At 76.2% G+C, this 21,250-nt stretch carries 17 protein-coding genes and 1 pseudogene; 12 read left to right on the top strand and 6 right to left on the bottom strand.

The features are described from left to right. Window positions 1-16: 16 nt before the first annotated feature. The gene (locus ACW14Y_RS31140; RefSeq protein ID WP_456984213.1) at window positions 17-1,309 is read right to left on the bottom strand and encodes a CapA family protein; all 1,293 of its coding nucleotides are present in this window, start codon (window positions 1,307-1,309) and stop codon (window positions 17-19) included. A gap of 318 nt (window positions 1,310-1,627) precedes the next feature. On the opposite strand from ACW14Y_RS31140, the pseudogene ACW14Y_RS31135 reads away from it, so the two are divergent. From ACW14Y_RS31135 to ACW14Y_RS31115, 5 genes and pseudogenes are all read left to right on the top strand, one after another. Further along, window positions 1,628-2,026: pseudogene (locus ACW14Y_RS31135) on the top strand (universal stress protein); the annotation flags it as partial. Beyond that, window positions 2,009-2,338 (top strand): dsRBD fold-containing protein, encoded by a 330-nt coding sequence (locus ACW14Y_RS31130; RefSeq protein WP_456988298.1) that lies wholly within the window; start codon window positions 2,009-2,011, stop codon window positions 2,336-2,338. The pseudogene ACW14Y_RS31135 and the gene ACW14Y_RS31130, both read left to right, overlap by 18 nt. Window positions 2,339-2,460: 122 nt before the next feature. Next, a complete protein-coding gene (locus ACW14Y_RS31125) occupies window positions 2,461-3,711 on the top strand; it encodes a M48 family metalloprotease (protein WP_380308324.1) in 1,251 nt (416 codons plus the stop codon). A gap of 63 nt (window positions 3,712-3,774) precedes the next feature. Further along, window positions 3,775-4,197 (top strand): MarR family winged helix-turn-helix transcriptional regulator, encoded by a 423-nt coding sequence (locus ACW14Y_RS31120; protein ID WP_266273715.1) that lies wholly within the window; start codon window positions 3,775-3,777, stop codon window positions 4,195-4,197. Between the two features lie 93 nt (window positions 4,198-4,290). After that, window positions 4,291-5,610, top strand: a complete 1,320-nt coding sequence (locus tag ACW14Y_RS31115; protein ID WP_456984210.1) for a SpoIIE family protein phosphatase — start codon at window positions 4,291-4,293, stop codon at window positions 5,608-5,610. A gap of 24 nt (window positions 5,611-5,634) precedes the next feature. On the opposite strand, the gene ACW14Y_RS31110 is transcribed toward ACW14Y_RS31115, so the two are convergent. Further along, entirely contained in the window at window positions 5,635-6,591 is a 957-nt protein-coding gene (locus ACW14Y_RS31110) for an NADP-dependent oxidoreductase (RefSeq protein WP_402721904.1), read from the bottom strand. A 176-nt stretch (window positions 6,592-6,767) separates the two neighbouring features. On the opposite strand from ACW14Y_RS31110, the gene ACW14Y_RS31105 reads away from it, so the two are divergent. Together ACW14Y_RS31105 and ACW14Y_RS31100 are read left to right on the top strand one after the other, a co-directional pair. Next, window positions 6,768-8,216 (top strand): LuxR C-terminal-related transcriptional regulator, encoded by a 1,449-nt coding sequence (locus tag ACW14Y_RS31105; RefSeq protein WP_456984208.1) that lies wholly within the window; start codon window positions 6,768-6,770, stop codon window positions 8,214-8,216. Window positions 8,217-8,304: 88 nt separating this feature from the next. Then, window positions 8,305-8,766 carry a hypothetical protein gene (locus ACW14Y_RS31100; protein WP_380308316.1) on the top strand — a complete coding sequence of 154 codons (462 nt, stop codon included), beginning with the start codon at window positions 8,305-8,307 and terminating at the stop codon, window positions 8,764-8,766. Window positions 8,767-8,806: 40 nt separating this feature from the next. Here ACW14Y_RS31100 and ACW14Y_RS31095 read toward each other — a convergent pair whose 3' ends face one another. The 3 genes from ACW14Y_RS31095 to ACW14Y_RS31085 form a co-directional block, all read right to left on the bottom strand. Further along, entirely contained in the window at window positions 8,807-10,315 is a 1,509-nt protein-coding gene (locus tag ACW14Y_RS31095; RefSeq protein ID WP_456984206.1) for a glycosyltransferase family 39 protein, read from the bottom strand. Between the two features lie 89 nt (window positions 10,316-10,404). Continuing rightward, a complete protein-coding gene (locus ACW14Y_RS31090; RefSeq protein ID WP_380387182.1) occupies window positions 10,405-11,052 on the bottom strand; it encodes a helix-turn-helix domain-containing protein in 648 nt (215 codons plus the stop codon). Between the two features lie 144 nt (window positions 11,053-11,196). Further along, window positions 11,197-12,324: a tyrosine-protein phosphatase gene (locus ACW14Y_RS31085; RefSeq protein WP_456984204.1), complete on the bottom strand. Its 1,128-nt coding sequence runs from the start codon at window positions 12,322-12,324 to the stop codon at window positions 11,197-11,199. A gap of 270 nt (window positions 12,325-12,594) precedes the next feature. Between ACW14Y_RS31085 and ACW14Y_RS31080 the strand changes: the two genes are divergently transcribed. Further along, window positions 12,595-13,755 (top strand): NAD(P)-binding protein, encoded by a 1,161-nt coding sequence (locus ACW14Y_RS31080; protein ID WP_456984202.1) that lies wholly within the window; start codon window positions 12,595-12,597, stop codon window positions 13,753-13,755. A gap of 293 nt (window positions 13,756-14,048) precedes the next feature. Here ACW14Y_RS31080 and ACW14Y_RS31075 read toward each other — a convergent pair whose 3' ends face one another. Then, on the bottom strand, window positions 14,049-14,708 hold the full coding sequence (locus ACW14Y_RS31075) for a helix-turn-helix domain-containing protein (protein WP_380308306.1): 660 nt from the start codon (window positions 14,706-14,708) through the stop codon (window positions 14,049-14,051). 128 nt (window positions 14,709-14,836) lie between these two features. On the opposite strand from ACW14Y_RS31075, the gene ACW14Y_RS31070 reads away from it, so the two are divergent. From ACW14Y_RS31070 to ACW14Y_RS31055, 4 genes are all read left to right on the top strand, one after another. Then, window positions 14,837-16,282: an MFS transporter gene (locus ACW14Y_RS31070; protein ID WP_456984200.1), complete on the top strand. Its 1,446-nt coding sequence runs from the start codon at window positions 14,837-14,839 to the stop codon at window positions 16,280-16,282. A gap of 249 nt (window positions 16,283-16,531) precedes the next feature. Continuing rightward, the gene (locus ACW14Y_RS31065; protein ID WP_456984198.1) at window positions 16,532-17,074 is read left to right on the top strand and encodes a GNAT family N-acetyltransferase; all 543 of its coding nucleotides are present in this window, start codon (window positions 16,532-16,534) and stop codon (window positions 17,072-17,074) included. A gap of 563 nt (window positions 17,075-17,637) precedes the next feature. Continuing rightward, window positions 17,638-20,820, top strand: coding sequence for a nitrate- and nitrite sensing domain-containing protein (locus ACW14Y_RS31060; protein WP_456984195.1), 3,183 nt, complete (start codon window positions 17,638-17,640; stop codon window positions 20,818-20,820). Beyond that, the gene (locus ACW14Y_RS31055; RefSeq protein WP_266273725.1) at window positions 20,817-21,248 is read left to right on the top strand and encodes a roadblock/LC7 domain-containing protein; all 432 of its coding nucleotides are present in this window, start codon (window positions 20,817-20,819) and stop codon (window positions 21,246-21,248) included. The genes ACW14Y_RS31060 and ACW14Y_RS31055 overlap by 4 nt, the downstream gene beginning before the upstream one ends. Window positions 21,249-21,250 lie beyond the last annotated feature (2 nt).

The following is a 21,250-nucleotide window of genomic DNA, read 5'->3' as shown; positions in this document are numbered from 1 at the left end:
GCTGCTCCGCCGACGCTCAGCGCGAGGAGGTCGGGGCGGGCGCGGCACTCCGCGCGGCCGGGGCGGCGGGCGCGGTCGTCCGCGCGGACCCGGACCCGGACGGGGACGCCGCCCCGGCCCCGGACGCCGACGGGGCCGCCGACCCGGCGGCGGCCCCCGGGGCGGGGGCGAGGCCGGTGCAGCCCCGGAGCCCGTCCCGCCGCTTGAGCGCGGCGGTGGCGGCGGCGCCGGTCTGCGGCACCGGCACGCCCTTGTCGTCGATGGTCGCCGGCGCGAACGCCTCGCCGAGCACCTTGCCGTTCGGGCCCAGGGTCAGGGTGGTGACGCCGGTCTCGTTGGAGTTGGCGTAGTTGGAGGTGCCGTACCAGAGGAAGTTGCCGAAGCCGTACCCGATGTAGGTGGAGCCGAGCATGCCCGAGCCGACCATGGTGTGGGCGTGCGTGCCGACCACGGCGGTGGCGCCCGCGGTGGCGAGCTTCTTGGCGATGGCGGTCTGGGCGGCGGTCGGACAGGCCTTGCCCTCGTCCCCCCAGTGCAGGTAGACCAGCACCACGGGCGCCTGCTTCTTCGCCCCCTCGACCGCCTTGACGATCGCGGCCTGGTCCAGCGCCGAGGCGATGCCGGGCTTGTTCGCCCCGGCCCGCCACTTCTGGTTGGTGAGGTCCTCGACCTGGCTGGCGGCGACCACCGCGACCTTCACCCCGCGCACGGTGGTGACGTACGGGGCGTACGCCTCCTGGGAGTTGCGGCCGAGGCCGACGATCGGGAGCGGCGAGGAGGCCTTGGCCGCGAGGGTGTCGGCGAGACCGTCGGCGCCGAAGTCGACGGCGTGGTTGTTGGCGAGCGAGACGACGTCGACGCCGGAGTCCTTGAGCGCCGTGAGCGCCTTCGGCGAGGTGCGGAAGGTGTAGGTCTTCGCCTCGGGCGCGCCGCGGTCGGTGATCGCGGTCTCCAGGTTGAGGACGGAGAGGTCGGCGGCGGCGAGGCTCTTGGAGATCGGTCCGAGCGCCGTCTCGGGCGGCTGCACGGAGAGCCTCTCCTCGGTGCGGCCCTCGAAGTGGACGTCCCCGGCGAACGCCACCGTGATGCTGCCGTCCGGACGGGGCGCGCCGCCGTCGGCGGAGGCCTGGTCCCCGGGGGCACCGGAGTCGGCGGCGTCCGGCGAGGCCTTCGCGGCAGCGGCGGCGTCGGCGGCGGCCTTGGCGGAGCGGGAGGCCTTGACGGCGGCCGGGTCGGGGTCGTCCGGTCCGCAGGCGGCCACGGGTATCAGCCCCAGCAGCAGTGCGACGGAGGCCGCGGCACGGCGCATGTCTGTTCCCCCAAGGGTCGATCCGGAAGCGGTCAGCCTACGCCACTCCCCCGCGCCGCCTCCGCGCCGCCGCCACAATCCGCGCCGGGCCGCCGGGTGGCCCGCGGAGTGGCAGCGTAGAGGTACGGAGGCACGGCGGAGGCCGGGCGGAGACCGTCGGGACGGAGGTGCGACGGGGGCTCGGCGGGGGCGGCAGACGAGGCTCGGGGACCGGACGGCAGGTGGTGGGTCATGACTGACAACGGGGCCGGCAATGGGACCGGCCATGGAACCGGCCATGGGGCCGACAGCGGACGCGCGGCCGCCGGGCGCCGGGTCGTGGTCGGGATCGACGGTTCGGCGCCGTCCAGGGCGGCGCTGCGCTGGGCGGTCGGGCAGGCGGCGCTGACCGGGGCGACGGTGCACGCGGTGGCGGCGTGGGAACCCCCCTCGCTGCACGGGTGGCTGGTACCGCTGCCGGACGACGACTTCGAGCGGACGGCCATGCGCACCCTGACCGCCGAGGTGGACGAGGTGGTCGGCCGGGACCGGCCGGTCCCGGTGGAGGAGGTCCTGCTGCTCGGGCATCCGGCCGAGGTGCTGCTGGAGCTGGCGGAGGGCGCCGACCTGCTGGTGCTGGGCAGTCGCGGTCGCGGGACCCTCGCCCGGACGCTGCTGGGATCGGTGAGCACCCGGTGCGCGGCGCACGCCTCGTGCCCGGTGGTGATCGTCCGCGCCGACGCGGCCGCCGCCGCGCCGTCCCGGCCGCCCGCGGCCACCGCCGGGGCGGAGGAGCCCGCCGTCCGCACCACCAAGGACTGGCAGCTGAGCCTGCACCTGGTCGAGGAGCGCGACACCACCCAGGTGCACGCCGTCCTGGACGCCGGGGGCGCGGTGCTGCACAGCGACGCGTACGCCCGCCGCAATCCGCTCGACGATCCGGCGCCCGCGGTGGGCGACGAGTTCGCGGTCGGCCGAGCGCTGATCGACCTCGGCCACCAGTTGCTCCGGGCGGGCACCCGGCACGCCACCGGGCCGACCGAGGAGTGACATGCTGGCTGCCGGGGGACGACGGTCCACGAACGCCCCTGCCGGCCGACGGCCGGAGCTCGACGACCGACGACCGACGACCGACGACTGACGACTGACGGACCTCGGATGACGGACAACAGATGACAGATTCTGTCGGCCCACCGCCGGGCGAGGACGACCGGGCCCCCGACCCCGCCTCCGGCCTCGCCTCCGACTTCACCCCCGCCGAGCGCGCCCGGGGCCGGGCGCTGCGCCGGGCCCAGCTGCCCTGGGCGCTCGGCGCGCGCGCCACCGGCCTGGCGCTGACCCTCGCGCTCGGCCTGACCCCCGCCGGCGCCGGGCTGGTGTCGGCGGCCGGCGGCTGGTTCGGGGGCTCCCGGACGGCGGAGGTGCTCGCCGGCACGGCCGCCCTGGTGCTGCTCGGCCGGGCGGCGCAGCTGCCGTTCGGGGCGGGCGCGCGCTCGGTCCGGGCCCGGTTCGGCCTGGTCACCCAGGGCTGGGCCGGCTGGGCGGTGGACGCGCTGCGCGGACTCGCCCTCACCCTGGCGCTCGCCCTGCCGGTGGTCCTCGGCCTGTACGCGCTCACCGGCCGCTCGCCGGAGCGCTGGTGGCTCCCGGCGGCGGGCGCGGCCGCGCTGCTGACCGCCGCGCTGTCCTTCCTCTACCCGCTGCTCGTCGAGCCGGTGTTCAACCGCTTCACGCCGATGCCGCCGGGCCCGCAGCGCGAGGCGCTGCTCGGCCTGGCCGCGCGGGACGGCGTCCGGGTGCGGGACGTCCTGGTGGCGGACGCCTCGCGCCGGACCACCGCCCTGAACGCGTACGTCTCCGGGCTGGGGGCGACGCGGCGGATCGTCGCCTACGACACGCTGCTGACCACCGCCGATCCGCGCGAGGTGGAGCTGGTGGTGGCGCACGAGCTGGGGCACGTCAAGCACCGGGACGTGCTGACCGGGACGGTGCTGGGCGCGGTCGGCGCGGCCGTCGTGGTGGTGCTGCTGGGCCTGGCCTCCGGCTGGGACGCGCTGCTGTCGGCGGCCGGCGCGGCGGACGCGGCCGATCCCCGGTCGCTGCCGCTGCTGGCGGCGGGCGCGGCGCTGCTGGGTGCGCTGTCCGGCCCGGTGCAGTGCGCGGTGAGCCGCCGGGTGGAGGCCAGGGCGGACCGGCACGCGCTCGAACTCACGGGGGACGCGGAGCAGTTCGTGGCGATGCAGCGCAGACTCGCGGTGACCAATGTGTCCGATGTCGACCCGCCGCGGGTGCTTGAGCTACTGTTCGCGACTCATCCGAGCGCCACCCGCCGGATCGCGGCGGCGCGCGCCTGGCAGGCGGGCCGGGCCGGTGCCGCGGACCGTCCGCCGGGAGCTTCGGACGCACCCAAAACCGTTGTATAATGCAACAAATCCCGCCGCGGCAGATGCCCGAGCGGTCACCCCCAGCCCCGGAGGACAGTCCCCGTGCCCGACCGCGAGACGTCGATCGCGACCATCCAGCGCGAACTGACCGCCTTCGCCCGCCGCGCCCGGCACAAGGCCTCCCAGCTGCACCCCGACCTCTCCCTGGTCACCTACAGCATCCTGGACCTCATCACCGAGCGCGGCGGCTGCCGGGCCGCCGACGTCGCCGCGCACTTCATGCTCGACAAGTCCACCGTGAGCCGCCAGGTCACCGCGCTGGAGAAGCTCGGGCTGCTGCGCCGCGAGACCGACCCGGAGGACCAGCGCGGCCAGATCCTGCTGGCCACCGAGGCCGGACTCACCCTGCTGCGCGAGGCCAACGAGCAGCGGCGGCTCTCCTTCTCCGCCCGCTTCACCGCCTGGTCGGACGAGGACGTCGCCCGGTTCGCCGACTACCTGGCCCGGTACGGCGCCGAGGACTGACCGGCCCGGCCGCGCCGCCCCGGCACGCCGCCCGGGACTCGTCACCACCGGCTCGGGGTGCGGCGCACCACCCGGACGGTGTACAGAGGAGGGGTGCCCCTCCGGCAGCACCCCGACGATCGGCGTCCCCACGACCGCCGCCGGTCCTGGACGCCCGACCGCCGGGCGCTGACGGCCGTACCGCTCGCCCTGATCGTGGTGATCACGGTGGTGGACGTGCTCGCCCCGCCGGACATCCACCTGGGCCCGCTGCTGATCGTCGCCCCCGCGCTCACCGCGTCCCTGGCCGGTGCCCGCGCCACCACCGTCGTCGCACTGCTCTCGCTCGCCGCGCTCACCGTCATCGGCATCCTGCGCGACGGCCTCACCACGGGCAACCACGAGACCCAGCTCGGCGCCCTGCTCGCCGTGTCGGCGCTGATCGTCGCCCTGCGGGTGCTGCGCGACCGGCACGAACGCGAACTGGCCCAGGTCCGCTCCGTCTCCGAGGCCGCCCAGCGGGTCCTGCTGCGCCCGCTGCCCGACCGGACCGGACCGCTGCACCTCGCCTCCTTCTACCTGGCCGCCGAGGCCGAGGCGCAGGTCGGCGGCGACCTCTACGCGGCGGCCCGCACCGCCACCGGCACCCGGCTGCTGGTCGGCGACGTCCGGGGCAAGGGCCTGGCCTCGCTCGGCGACGCGGCGCTGCTGCTGGGCGCCTTCCGGGCGGCCGCGCACCTGTACCCGGACCTGCCCGGCCTGGTCGGCCACCTGGACGGCAGCATCGCCTGGGACCTCGCCCAGCTCGCCGAGCAGCAGCGCGCGCAGCGCGAGGACGGCGGCGGCGACCGGCCGCGCCCGCGCGCGTTCCGCCGCACCGGACCGGCGGACACCGGGGCTCCGCCGGGCACCGGGCCGCCGGACACCGCGCCCCCGCCCGGCACCCGACCCTCGGACGACGGGCGGCCCGACCCCGCGACGGACGACAGCGGCGAGTCGTTCATCACCGCCGTCGTCCTGGACGTCCCGGACGACGGCACGGTGGTCCGCCTGGTCGACTGCGGCCACCCCCCGCCGCTGCTCCTGCACGGCGACCGGGTCACCGCGCTGGAGCCCCGCCGCACCTCGCCGCCGCTGGGCCTGGGCGAACTGGTCGCGGCGCCGTACGTGGTGGAGGACTTCCCGTTCCTGCCCGGCGACCGGCTGCTGATCTACACCGACGGCGTGATCGAGGCCCGCGACAGCGAACGGCGGTTCTACCCGCTGACCGAGCGGGTCGCCGAGCGGACCGCCGCCCACCCCTCCGAGCCCCCGGCCGCCCTGCTGCTGCACCTGCGCCGCGACCTGCTGGCCCACGCCGGCGGGCGGCTCGACGACGACGCGGCCATGGTCGTCGTCGAGCGCCTCGGCCGACCGGGCCCCGGCCCAGGATGAGCGCCCGCCGGGCCTCCGGTGGCCTCAGCCGACGGTGAGGACGATCTTGCCCCGGACGTGGCCGCCCTCGCTCTCGCGGTGCGCCTCGGCCACCTCCGCCAGCGGGAGCACCCGGTGCAGCGGGAGGTTCAGACCGCCCTCGGCGGCGAGGCCGAGCGCGCTCTCCAGGGCCGGGCGGAGGTAGTCGGTCGGCTCGTCGCCGCCGGTGAAGCGGACCCCGTGCTGCGCGGCGCCCGGCGCGTCGGCGATGGTCAGCACGTGCTCCGCGCCGCCCGCCAGCTCGATCGACAGCGGCAGCACGCCCGCCCCGGCCACGTCCAGGACCCGGTCCACGCCCTCGGGCGCGGCGGCGCGGACCCGCTCGGCCAGGCCCTCCCCGTAGACGACCGGCTCGGCGCCCAGCTCGCGCAGGTACGGGTGGTTGGCCTCGCTCGCGGTGCCGATCACCCGGATCCCCCGGGCCCGGGCGAACTGCACCACCAGCGTGCCGACACCGCCCGCCGCCCCGTGCACCAGCAGCGTCCGGCCGGGCTCGACGCCCAGCAGGTCGAGCGAACGCCAGGCGGTCTCGGCGGCCACCGGGAGCGCCGCGGCGACCGTCCAGTCCACCCCGGCCGGCTTGCGGACCAGCTGGTCGGCCGCCGCCAGGGCGTGCTCGGCGTAGCCGCCGCCCCAGACCTGACCGAGCACCTCGTCGCCGGGCTGCCACTCGGTGACCTCGGCGCCGACGGACTCCACGACGCCCGCGATCTCGTAGCCGAGCACGGCCGGGAGGGTGACCGGGAACAGGTCGGTCAGCGAGCCGGAGCGGACCTTGTGGTCGAGCGGGTTCACGCCGACGGCGCGCACGGCCACCCGGACCTGGCCGGGGCCGGGCGCGGGCACCTCGACCACGGCCGGCCGCAGGACGTCCGCGGTGCCGTACTCGGTGATGGCGACGGCCTTCGTGGCGAGGGCGGTGGCGTTGGGGGTGCTGCTCATGGCGGATCTCCAGCGTTCTTCCGGACCTGGGGACGCCGGGGCCGGGAGGCGCCGTCGTCCTGGTGACGGGCTCCAGCCTGGTACGGCGGGCCCGGCCGTCCGGCCGGCCGTTCGGACAGTTCCACCTGGCCGTTCGGACGGGTAGGCGCGGACGGATGGGGGCTAGGCTGGTCCGCATGGTCGAGCACAGCAGCGGGTACACGGGCGGTCCCGGTGGCGCGTGGCCCTGGGACGACGCCGAGGGGGTGCTGTCCCTCGCCGCCGAGGTGCTGCGCGAACCCCGGGTGACGATCCTGCCGAAGCTCTCCGAGGTGCTCGCCGGACTCGTCCCGCACCTCGCGGTGGCGCAGCTCAGCGGCGTCTGCACCTACTCGCCCGCGAACGCCGTCGGTCCCGAGGAGCTGTCCGCCCGGATCACCGGCCCCGAGCTGGGCCTGCTCGCCCAGGAGGTCACGCCCGGCCGCCCCTGGCAGGGCGAGGCCGTGCTCGGCGGGCGCCCGCGCCCGGCGGTCGCGGTGGCGTCGGCCCCGCCCGGGAGCAACGGCGCCCTGCTGGTGCTGGTCCGCCCGGACGCGACCGGTCCGACCGGACCGCCCGTCCCGCCCGGACGGACCAACGGCAGGCCTTCCGGGCGCGCACCGGAGCCGCCGAAGGCACCGGAGCCGCTGCCCGAGCGCTCGCTCGGCCTGCTCCAGCAGCTGTGGGAGCTGGTGACCACCCACTCCCACCACCGCGCCGTGGACGCCGCGCCCGCGCAGGCCGCCGCCTCCCGGGCCTCGGCCAGCGCCCGGGCCCGGGCGATCGCCGAACTCAGCGGCGCCCACGCCTCCGCGCTGTCCGCGATCCTCGGGCCGCTGCGGTCCGCCGGCCTGGACGACGCCACCGCCCGGCGCAACGCCACCGAGCTGGCCGTGACCGCCCTGCTGGACCTGCGCAGCGCCGGCGACCTCGACCGCGAGCTGAGCGAGGAGCCGGCCGCCACCGCGTTCGCCCGACTCGCCGACGCGGTGCGGCCGTTGCTGCGGCACAGCCCGGTCCGGCTGGACCTGCTGGCGCCGACCGAGGGGGACCGCTCGGTGCCCACCGACACCGCGCACACCGCCCGCACCGCCGTCCGCTCCGCCGTGCTCGCCATGCTGGAGCAGGACGGCCTGACCCGGCTGCACGTGAGCTGGCAGTTCGTGGCGGACGGCCTGCGGGCCGTGGTCCGGGACGACGGCCCGGGCCTGCTGACCGCCGACGCGCTGGCCGTCCACCGCACGGCCGACCGGATCGCCGCACTGGCGGGCCGGTTGACGGTCGAGGCGGTGCCGGGCTGGGGCACCACGGTGACGGTCGACCTGCCGCTGCACGCCCCGGCCGGCCCGATCGGCGCGGCCCGGCCGCTGGAGGGCCTGCAGCCCCGGGAGCTGGAGGTGCTGGAGCAGCTCGCCCTGGGCCGCCGCAACCGGGAGATCGCCGGCGCGCTGCACATCAGCGAGTCGACGGTGAAGTTCCACGTGGCGAACATCCTGGCCAAGCTGGAGGTGGGCTCCCGGGGCGAGGCCGCCGCCCTCGCCCACCGCGCCGGCCTGCCGACGACCCCTGCGGCGGGCGCACCGACCGCCCTGCACGCCGCCTCCTGAGCCGCCCCCGCCGGGCCCGGGAGCGTCGGGGAACTCCGCCGGGCGGTACGGTCGGGCGCGTACCGCAGCCGTCGACACAGGAGCCGCGATGGGACCGGACCATGTCTCCGACGGGTTCTGGGAGGTCCTGGAATCGACCCGACCGCGCCTGTCCGCCCTGGAGTCGTGGCTGGGGTCCCAGCCGCGGGAGGTGCTGGAGGCGTTCGCACTCGCCTACGAGTCCGCGGCGGAGTCGCTGGCCGACTTCTCCGAAGGCGTGAGCGTGGACGGGGAGGTCTGGTCCGAGGACAGCACCGAGGACCTGTGCCTGTGGGTGGTCGGGCAGGGCCGCGGGCTGTGGACCTCGGTGGTCGTGGGTGACCTGCCGCTGGAGGAGGCCGCCCGGATGTATCTGGGGCGTGCTCCGCTGCGTCCGGACGTCGTGACGCCGTGGGACGGGGAGGTCTCGGACCCCGGGCACCGGGGCTACCAGTCGCCCGGGACCATCGTCCACGGCGTCTACCGGACACGCTTCGCCGAGGACCTCCGGGAACGGCTCGGGGGCGGGTGAGGGGACGGCCGGGGCGGGGCGCGCCGGCCCGTCGCAACCCTCAGTAGTAGTGGCGCAGTTCGGGCCAGAGCGCGGACCACGGCCGGTGCGGTCCCGGGCAGACCAGGACCGGGGCGTGCTGCTCCTCGTTGCGCACACCGTGGCCGTTGTCGACCCGGGCGACCCGGTGGCAGTCGGTGAAGTACCGCTCCACGTCCGGGTGTCCCTCCGGGTGGACGAGCAGGACCGGACCGTCCAGGGCGTCCGGCGGCGGCCCCCAGTCGGCGAGGCTCATGTGGCCCGAGTACGGCGCCGGGAGGCCGAGCGGCGGGCCGTAGTGGGCGAGGGCGCCCGCCTCGCCGTAGTCGACGGCGAACACCACGGCCCGGCCCCGGAGTTCGGGCGGGACGGTGCGCCAGCCCGCGGCGGCGGCCGCGGCGAGTTCGGGCCAGCCGATCTGCTCGCCCTGCTCCCGGTACATCCAGCCGACGGCCGGGGTCAGCCGGGCCGGGAGGACGGGCAGGGTGACGACCAGGTTCACCGCCGCGCCCAGGGCCAGCGCGCCCGCGAACGACCGGATCCGGCGCGGTCCGGCCGCCGTCAGCCGCCGGGCGACCGGTTCGCAGCCGGCCGCCGTCAGCACCAGCAGCGCGGGCAGCGCGTAGTACGGTTTGCCGCCGCTCGCCAGCACCAGCAGGCACACCAGCGGGTACGCGACCGCGAAGGGCTTCGCCCAGGCGAGTTCGGCGTCCCGGCGCAGGCGCCGGAGGCCGGCCAGCCAGACGGGCACCAGGACGGGCGACAGGTAGAGGAACTGCATCGGCACCAGCAACAGCCGGTTCTCCGTGCCGTCCCGGCCGCTGATGCCGCCGGCGACGGTCAGTTCGGGCCAGCCGTGCGCGGCCTGCCACCACAGGTTGGGCAGCGCGACCAGCGCCGCGACGGCCAGGCCCGCCACCGGCCACCACCCGCGCAGCACCCCGCGCGGCCCGACCAGCAGCACGGCGGGCACGAGCGCGGCGGCCAGCAGCAGGACGAGGTCCTTGTTCAGCAGCGCGACCCCGGTGGCCGCGCCGACGGCGATCCACCAGCGGCCGTCACCGGTGCGCAGCAGGCGCAGGGCGAGCAGGCAGACCAGGAGCCAGGCGCACAGGTCGAAGGTGGCGGTGTTGAGCAGGTGCCCGACCGCGAGCACGAACGCCGAGCAGGCCGCGGCACCGGCGGCGAGCAGCTGACCGGCCCGCCCTGCGCCCAACTCCCGTGCCAGCAGGGCCACCAGGACGACGGTGGCGGCGCAGAGCAGGGCGGGCACGACCCGCAGGCCGACCGGCCCGTCGCCCGGTCCGCCGCCGAACAGCGCCGTGGACACCCGCCCGAGCAGCGGGGTGAGCGGCGGCTGGTCGACATATCCCCAGGCGGGGTGGCGACCGGCGATCAGGAAGTACAACTCGTCGCGGTGGAAGCCGTACCGGCCCGCCACCGCGATCTGCAGCGTGGCGACCCCGGCCGCGACGGCGGCGACCGGCCCCCGGGCGAACGGCTTCGGCGCGAACAACCCCCGTGTGTTCACGAGGGGAGTGTGACAGCCGCGCGGCGGCGCGGGAAGTCGTCGCGGCCGACTTCCGGTTCCGGTCCGGGGCGGGGAGCGCCGGGGTCGGCTCAGGACTCCTTCGGACGGGTGCGGGCGCGCAGGTGCAGGCGTTCGCCCTGCTTGCCGAAGAGGCTCAGGACCTCGACGTCGCCCGTCCCGGTGGAGCCGAACCAGTGCGGGTTCTGGCAGTCGAACTCGGCCGCCTCGCCCGGCGCGAGGACGACGTCGTGCTCGCCGAGCAGCAGCCGGAGGCGGCCGGAGAGCACGTAGAGCCACTCGTGGCCGGTGTGGGTGGCGAGGGTGGGGGTGTGGTGGGCGGCCGGGATCAGGATCTTGAACGCGCGGGGCTCGGTGCGGTGGCGGGAGAGCGGGACGAAGGTCCGCCCGTCGGCCCGGCCCGGGTGCTGGTGGACCCTCGGGTCCTGGACGCGCGGGGCGGCGACGATCTCGTCCAGCGGGACGGCGAGCGCGGCGGCGATGGGCAGCAGGAGTTCGAGGCTCGGCTTGCGCTGCTCGGACTCCAGCCGGGAGAGGGTGCTCTTGGAGATGCCGGTGGCCTGGCTCAGATCGGCCAGGGACAGGTCCTTGCGCTCGCGCAGCCGGCGCAGCCGGGGGCCGATCTGGCGCAGGGTGGCGGCGATGGCGGGGGCCGAGGCGGCGGCAGCGGCGACGGGGTCGGGGGCGGGGGCGGGGGCGGCGTCGGGTTCCTGGTCCATACGGACGATCGAACCAGGGCGTCCCGGTTCCGGCAACGCGGTGTCCCGCCGGGACGGGCGGGCCCGGTGCTCCCGGGCGCCCGCCCCGGCGGGATGCCGGGGCGGGACGCCGAGCGCGTGCCGTCGGACGCGGGGCGCGTGCCGTCAGCCGACGAGCAGCTGGCTGCGCAGGTCGCGCAGGTCCCGCTTGTCCAGGCCGAGGCCGGACTTGAGATAGCCGTCGAAGGAGCCGAACTTCTGCTGCACCTCGTCGAACCCGGCGGCCAGGTACTCGGACCGGACATCCAGCAGCGGCTTGTAGATCGCCTGGTAGGCGGGCGGCAGCTGGGCGAGGGTGGCCGCGATCTCGGCGGCGCGGTAGGTGTTGCTGGCGAGGTAGTCGGCCTCGACGGTCTCGCGCGGCACACCGAGCGCGGTCAGCAGGGCGGCGGAGGCCCAGCCGGTGCGGTCCTTGCCGGCGGTGCAGTGGAAGAGCACGTTCTCGTCGTTCCGCTCGACCAGGGCGTTGAGCACCGCGTGGTAGGCCGTGCGGGCGCTGTCGGCGGAGACCATGGTGCGCTCGGCGTCGACCATGGCCCGGACGGCGGCCTGCGGGCTGGTGACGTTGAACGCGCCGGTGTCGGCGACGCCCAGCACATTGGCGTTCACGGCGGTGGCACCGGCCGGGATCCGGTCCGGGGCGGTCTTCTGCTCCCCGGGGGTGCGCAGGTCGAAGACGGTGCGGACGCCGAGGCGGCGGAGCTTGGCGAGGTCCTGGTCGGTCAGCTTGGAGAGGTCGCCGGAGCGGTAGACGACGCCCATCCGCACCCACTGGCCGTCGGCGGTGCGGTAGCCGCCCGCGTCACGGAAGTTCGGCGCGGAGGCGAGGTGCAGCGAGCGGTCGGCGACGACCAGCGGCGCACCCCGGTCCGGGACCAGCTCGAAGAACCAGCGGTCGGCGGCGGCGAGGCCGGTGACCGTGACGGTGGCGGAGCCCGCGCCCTTGGCGACGGCCTTGCGGTGGCGGATGTCGTCCGGGTCGGTACCGGCGTAGACGGTGACGTTGCGGGCGCCGGGGGCGGTCCAGCTGAGGGTGAAGCTGCCGTCGGCCTGCTGGGTGGCGGTGGCCGAGGTGAAGGGGATCGCGTGCCGGGCGACGGCCGGGGCGGCGGCCGCGCTGTCGGCGGAGGCGGAACCGGCGGCCGGGGCGGCGACGGCCAGCGCGGGGGTACCGAGGACGAGGGCGCCGGTCAGCGCCACGGCCGCGGTCAGCCGGGTGTGGGAGATGCTCATGGCCCGGCACGGTAGGCAGCGCGGAGTGTCACCCCGTGGCCGCCGGATGGCGCGACGGCAACAACTTGTTGAACGTCCAGGTGAGCGCCCCTGCGGGCTTGATCGTCCCGTCGGCCGCGGTGCTGTGATCGAGGTCACCGTCCGGTCGGCGGCACCGATCGCCGGCGGGCCGTCACATCCGGGGGCACTGCGTCGTCTCCCTCCCGACAACGGCAGCCGGGGCCCGAGGGCCCGGACGGTCGGACGCGAACGAGCACGGAGGACGGGGACATGGCACGGCGGATCACCATCATCGGCGGCGGCTTCGGCGGTCTGACGGCGGCAGTCTCGGCGGCGGAGGCCGGCGTCGAGGTGACGTTGCACGAGGCGCACCGGACGCTGGGCGGCCGGGCCCGCACCGCCCCGGCGCCGTACCGGACCAACGAGGGGCCGCACGCCTTCTACCGGCGCGGCCCGCACTGGGCCTGGCTGCGGCAGCGCGGGCTGGTCGGACCGCTCGCGAGGGTCCCGCTGACCGCGGTGCCGCGGATGCGCTACCTGCTGGACGGCCGGCTGCGCGCGCTGCCGCCGCTCGCGGTGTCCCGGCTCGCGGCCCGCCGGGACGCGCCCGTCGGCCGGACCTTCCTGGGCTGGGCGACCGAGGTGGCGGGCGAGCGGACCGCCCGGGCGGCCGCCAACTTCGCGGCCGTCGCGACCTTCCACCACGCGCCCGGCCTGCTGTCGGCGGCGTTCACCCAGGAGCGGCTGCACCGGGCCGCGAGCCTGCCGCCGGAGGCGGTCTACCCGGTGGGCGGCTGGCAGTCGGTGATCGACCGGATGGCGGCCCGGGCGCGGGACCTGGGCGTGCGGATCGAGACGGGTTCGCGGCTGGAGGCACTGCCGACCACCGGCGACCCGGTGATCGTCGCGACCTCCCTGGAGTCGGCGCGCCGCCTGCTCGGCGACCCGGGCCTGCGGGGCGAGAGCGGCCGGACGCTGCTGCTGGACGTGGCCCTGCGGTCGCGGCGCGGCGACGCCTTCTTCGTCTCGGACCTCGACGGCACCGGCTGGGTGGAGCGGTTCACCACCCAGGACGCCGGTCTGGCGCCGACCGGCGAGCAACTGGTCCAGGCTCAGCTGCCGCTCGCCCCGGACGAGTCGAGGGAGTCCGGCCTGGCCCGGGCCGAGCACCTGCTGGACCTGGGCTTCAAGGGCTGGTCCGACCGTGTGCGGTGGCGCCGCACCGCGGTGGCCACCGGCCGCACGGGCGCCGTCGACCGCCCCGGGACCACCTGGCGCGACCGGCCCGCGGTCGACCGGGGCGACGGCGTCCACCTGGTCGGCGACCAGGTCGCCGCACCGGGCGTGCTGAGCGAGGTCTCCTTCACCAGCGCCCTCGAAGCCGTCTCCCTCGCCCTCGGCCACCGCCCCGCCCGGCAGTTCACCCACTGAGGCACCGCCGCCGCGTGGGAGGTCGGACCGGCCGACCTCCCACGCACAGCCCCCCGGAGCCGAGCCGGCACCCGAGGCCGCACCGGAAGACAGCAGGGCCCACAACACACCCACCACCCCCACCCACGCGAGAAGTCGGACCCGCCGACCTCCCACGCACAGCCCCCCGGAGCCGAGCCGGCACCCGAGGCCGCACCGGAAGACAGCAGGGCCCACAACACACCCACCACCCCCACCCGCCCGAGAAGTCGGACCCGCCGACCTCCCACGCACAGCCCCCCGGAGCCCGCCCGCTACGCCGGGGCCGTGCCGGTGCGGAGCACGGCCTGGTCGCCGTGGGGGCCGAAGAGGTGGAGGATCTCGACCGCCTCGGTGCCGGCCGGGCCGAACCAGTGGGGTTCGGCGGTGTCGAACTCGGCGGCCTCGCCCGGGTGGAGGGTGAGGTCGCGGTCGCCGACGAGGAGCCGGAGCTCGCCCGCGAGGACGTAGAGCCACTCGTAGCCGACATGGCTGACGAGTCTGGGCTCGCGCGGCGCCAGGACCTGCTTGAAGACCTGCACCCGCCCCGGGTACTGGGTGAGCGGGACGAGGACGCTGCCCGGGTCCCGGTGGCGCGGCCGGAGGTGGAGGCGGGGATCGCCGGTGGCGGGGGCGGCGATCAGGTGGTCCAGGGCGACGCGGTGGGCGCGGGCGAGCGGGATGAGCAGGTCCAGGGTGGGGCGGCGGTGGCCGGACTCCAGCCGGGAGAGGGTGCTCACCGAGATCCCGGTGATCACGGCCAGCGCGTCCAGGGTGAGGCCCCGGCCGAGCCGCAGCGCGCGCAGCCGGGGCCCGATGGCGGCGACGATCCCCTGCACGTCGTCGGTCGCGACGGGCGTGGTGTCCGCCTCGACCGGGCGGTCCGGCTCGGTGGGACCAGCGGGGCCTACGGAATCGGCGGGGTCGGCGTCCATGGGGGCGATTCTGCCCCGTCCGCGGTTTTGCGGTTTCCGCAAGGACCCTGGGCGACCGCCCACCGCCGGTCCGACCATGGCGATCACCAGCACGACCCGTGCCACTGTCCCGACCGGAAGGCGCCCCCATGACCACCTCCCCCGCGACCGCGACCACCGCGGCCGCCGCCCCTCCCCCGCTGAGCGCGCGCCGACGGTGGACCGTGCTCGCGGTCTGCGCGCTGAGCCTGTTCCTGGTCGGCCTGGACACCACGATCGTCAACGTCGGCCTGCCCGCGATCGGGCGCGGGCTGGGCGTCGGCACCCGCGACCTGGAATGGATCGTGGACGCCTACACCGTGGTCCTGGCCAGCCTGCTGATCTCGGCCGGCGCGCTCGCGGACCGGTTCGGACGCCGCCGGGTCTTCCAGTGCGGACTGGTCGTCTTCGGCCTCGCCTCGCTGGTGTGCGCGCTCGCGCCCTCGGCCGGCGCGCTGGTCGCGGCGCGCGCCCTCCAGGGGGTGGGCGCGTCGATGCTCAGCCCGGTGGCGCTGGCGATCGTGGTGAACGCGATGCCCGACCCCCGGGAGCGGGCCCGGGCGATCGGGGTCTGGGCCTCGGTGTTCGGGCTGAGCATGGCGGCCGGGCCGGTCACCGGCGGCGCGCTGGTCTCGGCCCTCGGCTGGCGCTCGGTGTTCTGGGTGAACGTGCCGGTGGTGCTGGTGGCCGTGCTGCTGAGCGCCCGCTTCGTGCCGGAGTCCCGCGCGCCCCGGGCCCGCCGCCCGGACCTGCCCGGCCAGCTCCTGCTGACCCTCGCGGTGTGCGCGACGGTGGCCGTGCTGATCGAGGGCCCGCGGATCGGCTGGGGCTCGCCCTGGGCCCTCGCCGGGTACGCGGCGGCCGCGGCGGCGACCACCGGCTTCGTCCTCGCCGAACGCGGCCGGGAGGAACCGCTGATGGACCTCGGGCTGTTCCGGCGGCCCGCGTTCAGTACGGCCGCGCTGGGCGCGGTGGCGGTGTTCGTCGCGCTGACGGTGACCCTGCTGCTCACCACCTTCCAGCTCCAGCACGCCCGGGGCTGGACGCCGCTGGCCGCCGGGCTGGCCTCGCTGCCGATGGCGCTGGGCGCGACCGTCTGCGCGCCGCTGTCCGGCGCCCTGGTGGGCCGGGGCGGGCCGCGCCGGCCGCTGCTGCTCGCGGCCTGGTTCACCACGGCCGGCGGGGCGCTGCTGCTGCTCCGGGCGTTCCTGGTCGACGACGCCCCGCACGGCGCGGACGGCGGCCTGTCCGGCGTGGCCGACCTGCCCGGCCTGCTGCTCGCCCTGCTGCTGCTCGGTGTCGGCTTCGGCTTCGCGAACGCGCCGATCACCAACACGGCCGTGGGCGGCCTCCCGGCGGACCGCGCGGGGGTGGCCGGGGCGATCACCTCCACGGCCCGCCAGCTCGGTTCCGCGGTGGGCATCGCGATCGCCGGCGGCCTGGTCGCGGGCGCGGCCCCGGCCGGCCTCACGGCGGCCTCCCGGACCGGCTGGGTGGTGGTCACGGCCTGCGGCCTGTTCCTGCTCGTGGTCGCCCGCGCCGCCCGCCGCCGCTGACACCGGGGCTCCGCAGCCGCCCGGAAAACCCTTCGCGCCTCGTCCGGGGCCCGTGTTACGGTCGATTGTCGAGCCCGGCCCGTAAGGCCGTTCGAGCTCGCGCGAAGTCCGCTACGGAGACGGGGAAGGTGAATTGTGGTCGCGGTGACTACCGCTGCGCACGTGCTGCGCGGCACCCGGACTGTTCTCACCTCCCGGGTCCCGGTCTGACGCCCTTCGCTCTCCGGGGCCCCTTCCCAAGGGTTTCCCATGTCTTCTTCTTCCTCCGTCTCCTCCCCCTCCTCCTGGCACACCCGGGCCGAGGTCCCCTCCGACGTGCCGGCCGTCCATGAACTGACGGTCGCCGCTTTCGGGCGGCCGTCCGAGGCCGATCTCGTCGAGGCACTGCGCGCCGACGAGGCGTGGATCGACGGTCTCTCGATCGTCGCCACCACCGAGGCCGGGGCCGACCCGGTCGGCCATGTGCTGCTCACCCGGGCCTTCATCGGCGACACCCCGGCGCTCGCGATGGCTCCGGTCTCCGTGCACCCCGACCACCAGCGGTCCGGCGCCGGTTCCGCCCTCGTGCGGGCCGGACTCGACGCCGCCCGCGAGCGGGGCGAGCGGTTCGTGATCCTGCTCGGGCACCCGTCGTACTACCCGAGGTTCGGCTTCGGCCGGGCCTCCGAGCACGGCATCACGCTCACCGTCGACGCGCCGGACGAGGCGTGGATGGCGCTGAGCCTGGACGAGGCCCGTCACCCGCTGCCGTCCGGCACGGCCCGCTGGGCCGCCGCGTTCGGCATCGCGTAACACCTTCCGGCGGCCCCGGGGTCCCGACGGACCCCGGGGCCGCCCCCACCGACGCCGAACGCCGCGCACCGGACGCCGCGCACCGAACGCCGAACGCCGAGCAGCGTGCCCGTGAACCTCCACCGGGGGCGTTCCCGTTCCTCCGAGGGCACTCCCCGACGACGGAGCGAGCAGGGCGGCGACGCCGTCCGACCAGCCCGGGGCGGGTGCCGGAGCACCGCCGGGAGACCGCCCGGGAGACCGTGTACGGGCGTGAACCACGTGCTACCGGGATGTTAAGGACCTGTGTGTGTACCGTCCGAAGATCGAACGGGCTTTCACTCCTAACACACCGTATGACTAGTATCGCTTCGTCATAAAGCCCGTGCCCCGGACGGTCCGACCCTCGCAGGCCGACCGCCAGCCCCAAGGAGTCAGCTCTGCGCGCGCGTGCGAATCGGCGGCCCCCGACGCCGAAGGCCCCCCGCAGGCGTCGACCGCGCCTGTCGCTGCGGACGGCACTGCTCGTCCTGGCCCTCGTCCCCAGCATCGCCCTGGCTGCCCTCTGGGCGGTCACCAGCGGCGTGACCTTCTTCGACTTCCAGCGCCTGGCCGCCCAGGGCCTGCTGGCACAGAAGGCGGGACAGCCGTCCAACATCGTCTACTACAACCTCCAGGAGGAGCGCCGGCTCAGTGCCGAGGCGCTCTCCCGGCCCGGCAGCGTCGCCGACCAGCTGAAGCGCCAGCGCCGGCTGACCGACGAGGCCGTGGAGAAGTTCCAGACCCTGTCCGGCGAGACCGCCGACAGCGCGCCCGCCGAGGTGCGCACGGCCGTCGCCGAGGCCCGGCGCGCGATGGAGAAGCTGGGCGACCAGCGGGCCCTCGTCGACAAGGGCACCGCCGACCAGCAGGGCGTCTACGCGTACTACACCGACCTGATCGCGGTCGACCTGCGGCTGTTCACCGCGCTCAGCCATGTCGACACCGGTGAGGTCACCTGGATCTCCAAGACCCTGGTCAACTCCTTCTGGGCCAAGGAGATGCTGGCCCGCGAGGACGCGATCCTGGCCCGGGGCTGGCCGTCCGGCAAGCTCAGCGCCTCCGACTACCAGCTCGTGCAGCAGTCGATCGGCGCCCAGGAGCACCTGTTCACCGTCCAGGTCGTGCCCTACGTGCCGACCGACGAGCGGGCCGCCTGGTCCGAGCTGATGAGCGGTCCGGCCTGGCAGGCCAAGGCCGCCGTCGAGCAGGCGCTCACCCGCCCGGCCGTCGCCGACGCCACCGGCACCGTCCGGCTGCCGCAGCTCCAGGACCAGTGGCGGCAGGCCGTCGACCAGGTCAACCCGCAGCTGGTGAAGGCCATCGAGACCCGCACCGAGGGTGTGGTCGAGGTCGGCAAGGGCTCGATCCTCTCGCTGCTCACCCGGGTCGCGCTGACCTCGGTGATCGGTCTGCTCGCGGTGGTCGTCGTGGTCCTCGCCAGCTGGCGGCTGACCCGCTCGCTGCGCCGCCGGATCAACGACCTGCACGCCCAGGCCCAGGACATGGAGCACACCCTGCCCGAGGTGGTGGAGCGGCTGGCGCGCGGCGAGCAGGTGGACGTCGAGGCGGAGAGCCGGGCCATCACCGCCGGGGCGCACGCCCGCGGCGGCGACGAGCTGGCCCAGCTCGGCCAGGCCATGAACCTCGCCCGCACCTCCGCGCTGGGGGCCGCCGTCCGGCAGGCCGAGCAGCACCGCGGCTTCGAGCGGCTGCTCCAGCGGATCGCCCGCCGCACCCAGCTGCTGATCGGTCAGCAGCTGCGCAAGCTGGACGCCCTGGAGCGGCGGCACGAGGACCCGGAGGTGCTGGAGGGCCTGTTCGACCTCGACCACCTGACCGCCCGCCTGCGCCGCTACGAGGAGAACCTGGTCATCATGGCCGGCGGCCAGCCGCAGCGGAAGTGGCGCAAGCCGGTGCCGCTGCTGGACGTGCTGCGCGCCGCCCAGGGCGAGGTCCAGGAGTACCGCCGGATCGTGCTGGACGTCGAGGGCCACCCGTGGCTCTCCGAGCGCGCGGTCGGCCCGATCGCGCACGTGGTCGCCGAGCTGATGGAGAACGCGGCGAGCTTCTCCAAGCCGCCGACCCCGGTCGACGTCCGGGCGGCCGTGGTCGGCCGGGGGCTCGCGATCGAGATCGAGGACCGCGGCCTGGGCATGGACCCGGAGCAGTACGACACGGCCAACGCCCTGATGGCCGCCGCGCTCGCGGACGAGCCGCCCCGGACGGACATGCTGGCGCGCGGTGACGACATCCGCCTCGGCTTCCACGTGGTGGCCCGGCTGGCGTCGGCGATCGGCCTGCAGATCGAGTTCCGGCCGTCGGCGTTCGGCGGGACCAGGGTGGTCGTGCTCGTCCCCGGCGAACTGATCCTCGACGGCGACTCCGGGCTGCCGGACAACGCGGCGGTCACCCCGATCCCGCTCGCCCGGCGGCAGCGGCCGGCGGACCGGGCCCAGGCGCCCGTGCCGCTCGCCTCGGTGACCGAGATGCCCTCCCCGGCGCTCCCGGCCGTCACGGAGACGGCGCTGACGGCGGACACCACGACCTCGTCGGCGGTCGTCGCGGTGGACGAGGAGGAGGAGCGCGCCGCCCACGCGGACGCCGCTCCGCACCCCGACCGGCCCGGCGGCGACTGGTTCTCCTCCGGCAGCGCCCCCGTGGTGCCCGCCGGCGCGGCCTCCGGCGCCCAGGCGCCCTCCCAGGCCCAGGCGTTCGGGTACGTCGAGTACGTGCCCCCGTCGGACGACGAGCTGCTCGGCGACCCGGTCCGGATCGACTTCGGGAAGCCCGACGGCTTCCCCGAGCACGGCCCCTTCCCCGAGCAGGACGTCTTCGGCGCGCGCGACGTCTTCGGCGGACCCACCGCCTTCGGCGACCGGGACGCCTTCGGCGAGCGCGACGGCCTCGGTGGGCGGGACGGCTTCACCGGGCGGGACGGCTTCGGCGACCGCGACGGCGCCTTCCCCGGCGTCGAGGCGGACGGCTACCTGCACCCGCCGGCCGAGCACGGCCAGCCGGTCGAGCACGGCTCGCCGGCCCCCGCCGGTGGCGGCCACGGCTACGACGGGCAGCCCTACGAGGCTTCCCCGCACTCCGCCGGGGACACCCCTCCCGCCTACCCGGACATCGCCTACGCGACGGTGATGCCCGCCGAGGCGCCGTACGCCGACGAGCAGTACCGGCCCGCCGACCACTACCGGCTGGCGGAGCGACGGCAGCACGACGGGCCGCCGTCGCACCCGCTCCCCGGGTCCGCCGTCGCACCGGCCGACCCCCCGGCCGCCGCCCCGGGCGCCCCGACCGGTGGTCTCCAGCCGCCGCTGCCCCAGCGGGTGCGCCAGGCCAGCCTGGCCGCCGAGCTGCGCGTCCCGCCGCCGCCCCGCGCCCCGTACGCCGGGGCCGGAACGGGCACCGGAACCGGCTTCGGAGGCGCCACCCCCGGCGCCGCCGAGGGCCCGTTCCAGCGCCCGCCGCGCCGCTCCGGCGCCACCGTCGGCGCCTTCCAGCGCCAGTCCCGGGCCGCCCGGGGCCTCGGCGGCGCGGAGGACCGGTCCCCCGCCGGCGGCCCCGCGGCCGGCGCCCTGCCGCCGGGGCGCGGCCCCCTCCCCCCGTCCGGCCCGGCCTCCCCCACGGCCCCCGGAACCCCGACTCCCGCGCCGGGTCCCTCCCCCTGGGCCCTCCCGGCCGCGGACCCCCGAACCACGAGGACGGAAGAGCAGTCATGAACCGCACCATCGCCACCCACCAGGACCTCGACTGGCTGCTGGACGGACTCGTCGACACGGTCCCCGGGACGAGAAGCGCCGTGCTGCTCTCCGACGACGGCCTGGTGGTCAGCCACTCCCGCACCATCGAGCGGTCCGACGCCGAGCGGCTGGCCGCCGTCGCCACCGGTCAGCAGAGCCTCGCCCGCGGCATCGGCCAGCTGTTCGACGGCGGCCCGGTCCACCAGGTGATCGTCGAGCTGGCCGAGGTCTGGCTGTTCGTCATCGCCGCCGCGCAGGGCACCCACCTGGCCGTGGTCGCCGACCAGGAGGTGGACGCCGAGGTGATGTCGGTGGCCATGCACCAGCTCGTCCAGCAGGTCGGCCAGAAGCTCAGCACGCCGGTCCGCAGCGAGTTCGACGCCTTCGCCTCCAGGAACCGGGGGTGAGT

Source organism: Kitasatospora sp. cg17-2 (assembly GCF_054031055.1).
This window is presented reverse-complemented; position numbering and strand designations above follow the sequence as displayed.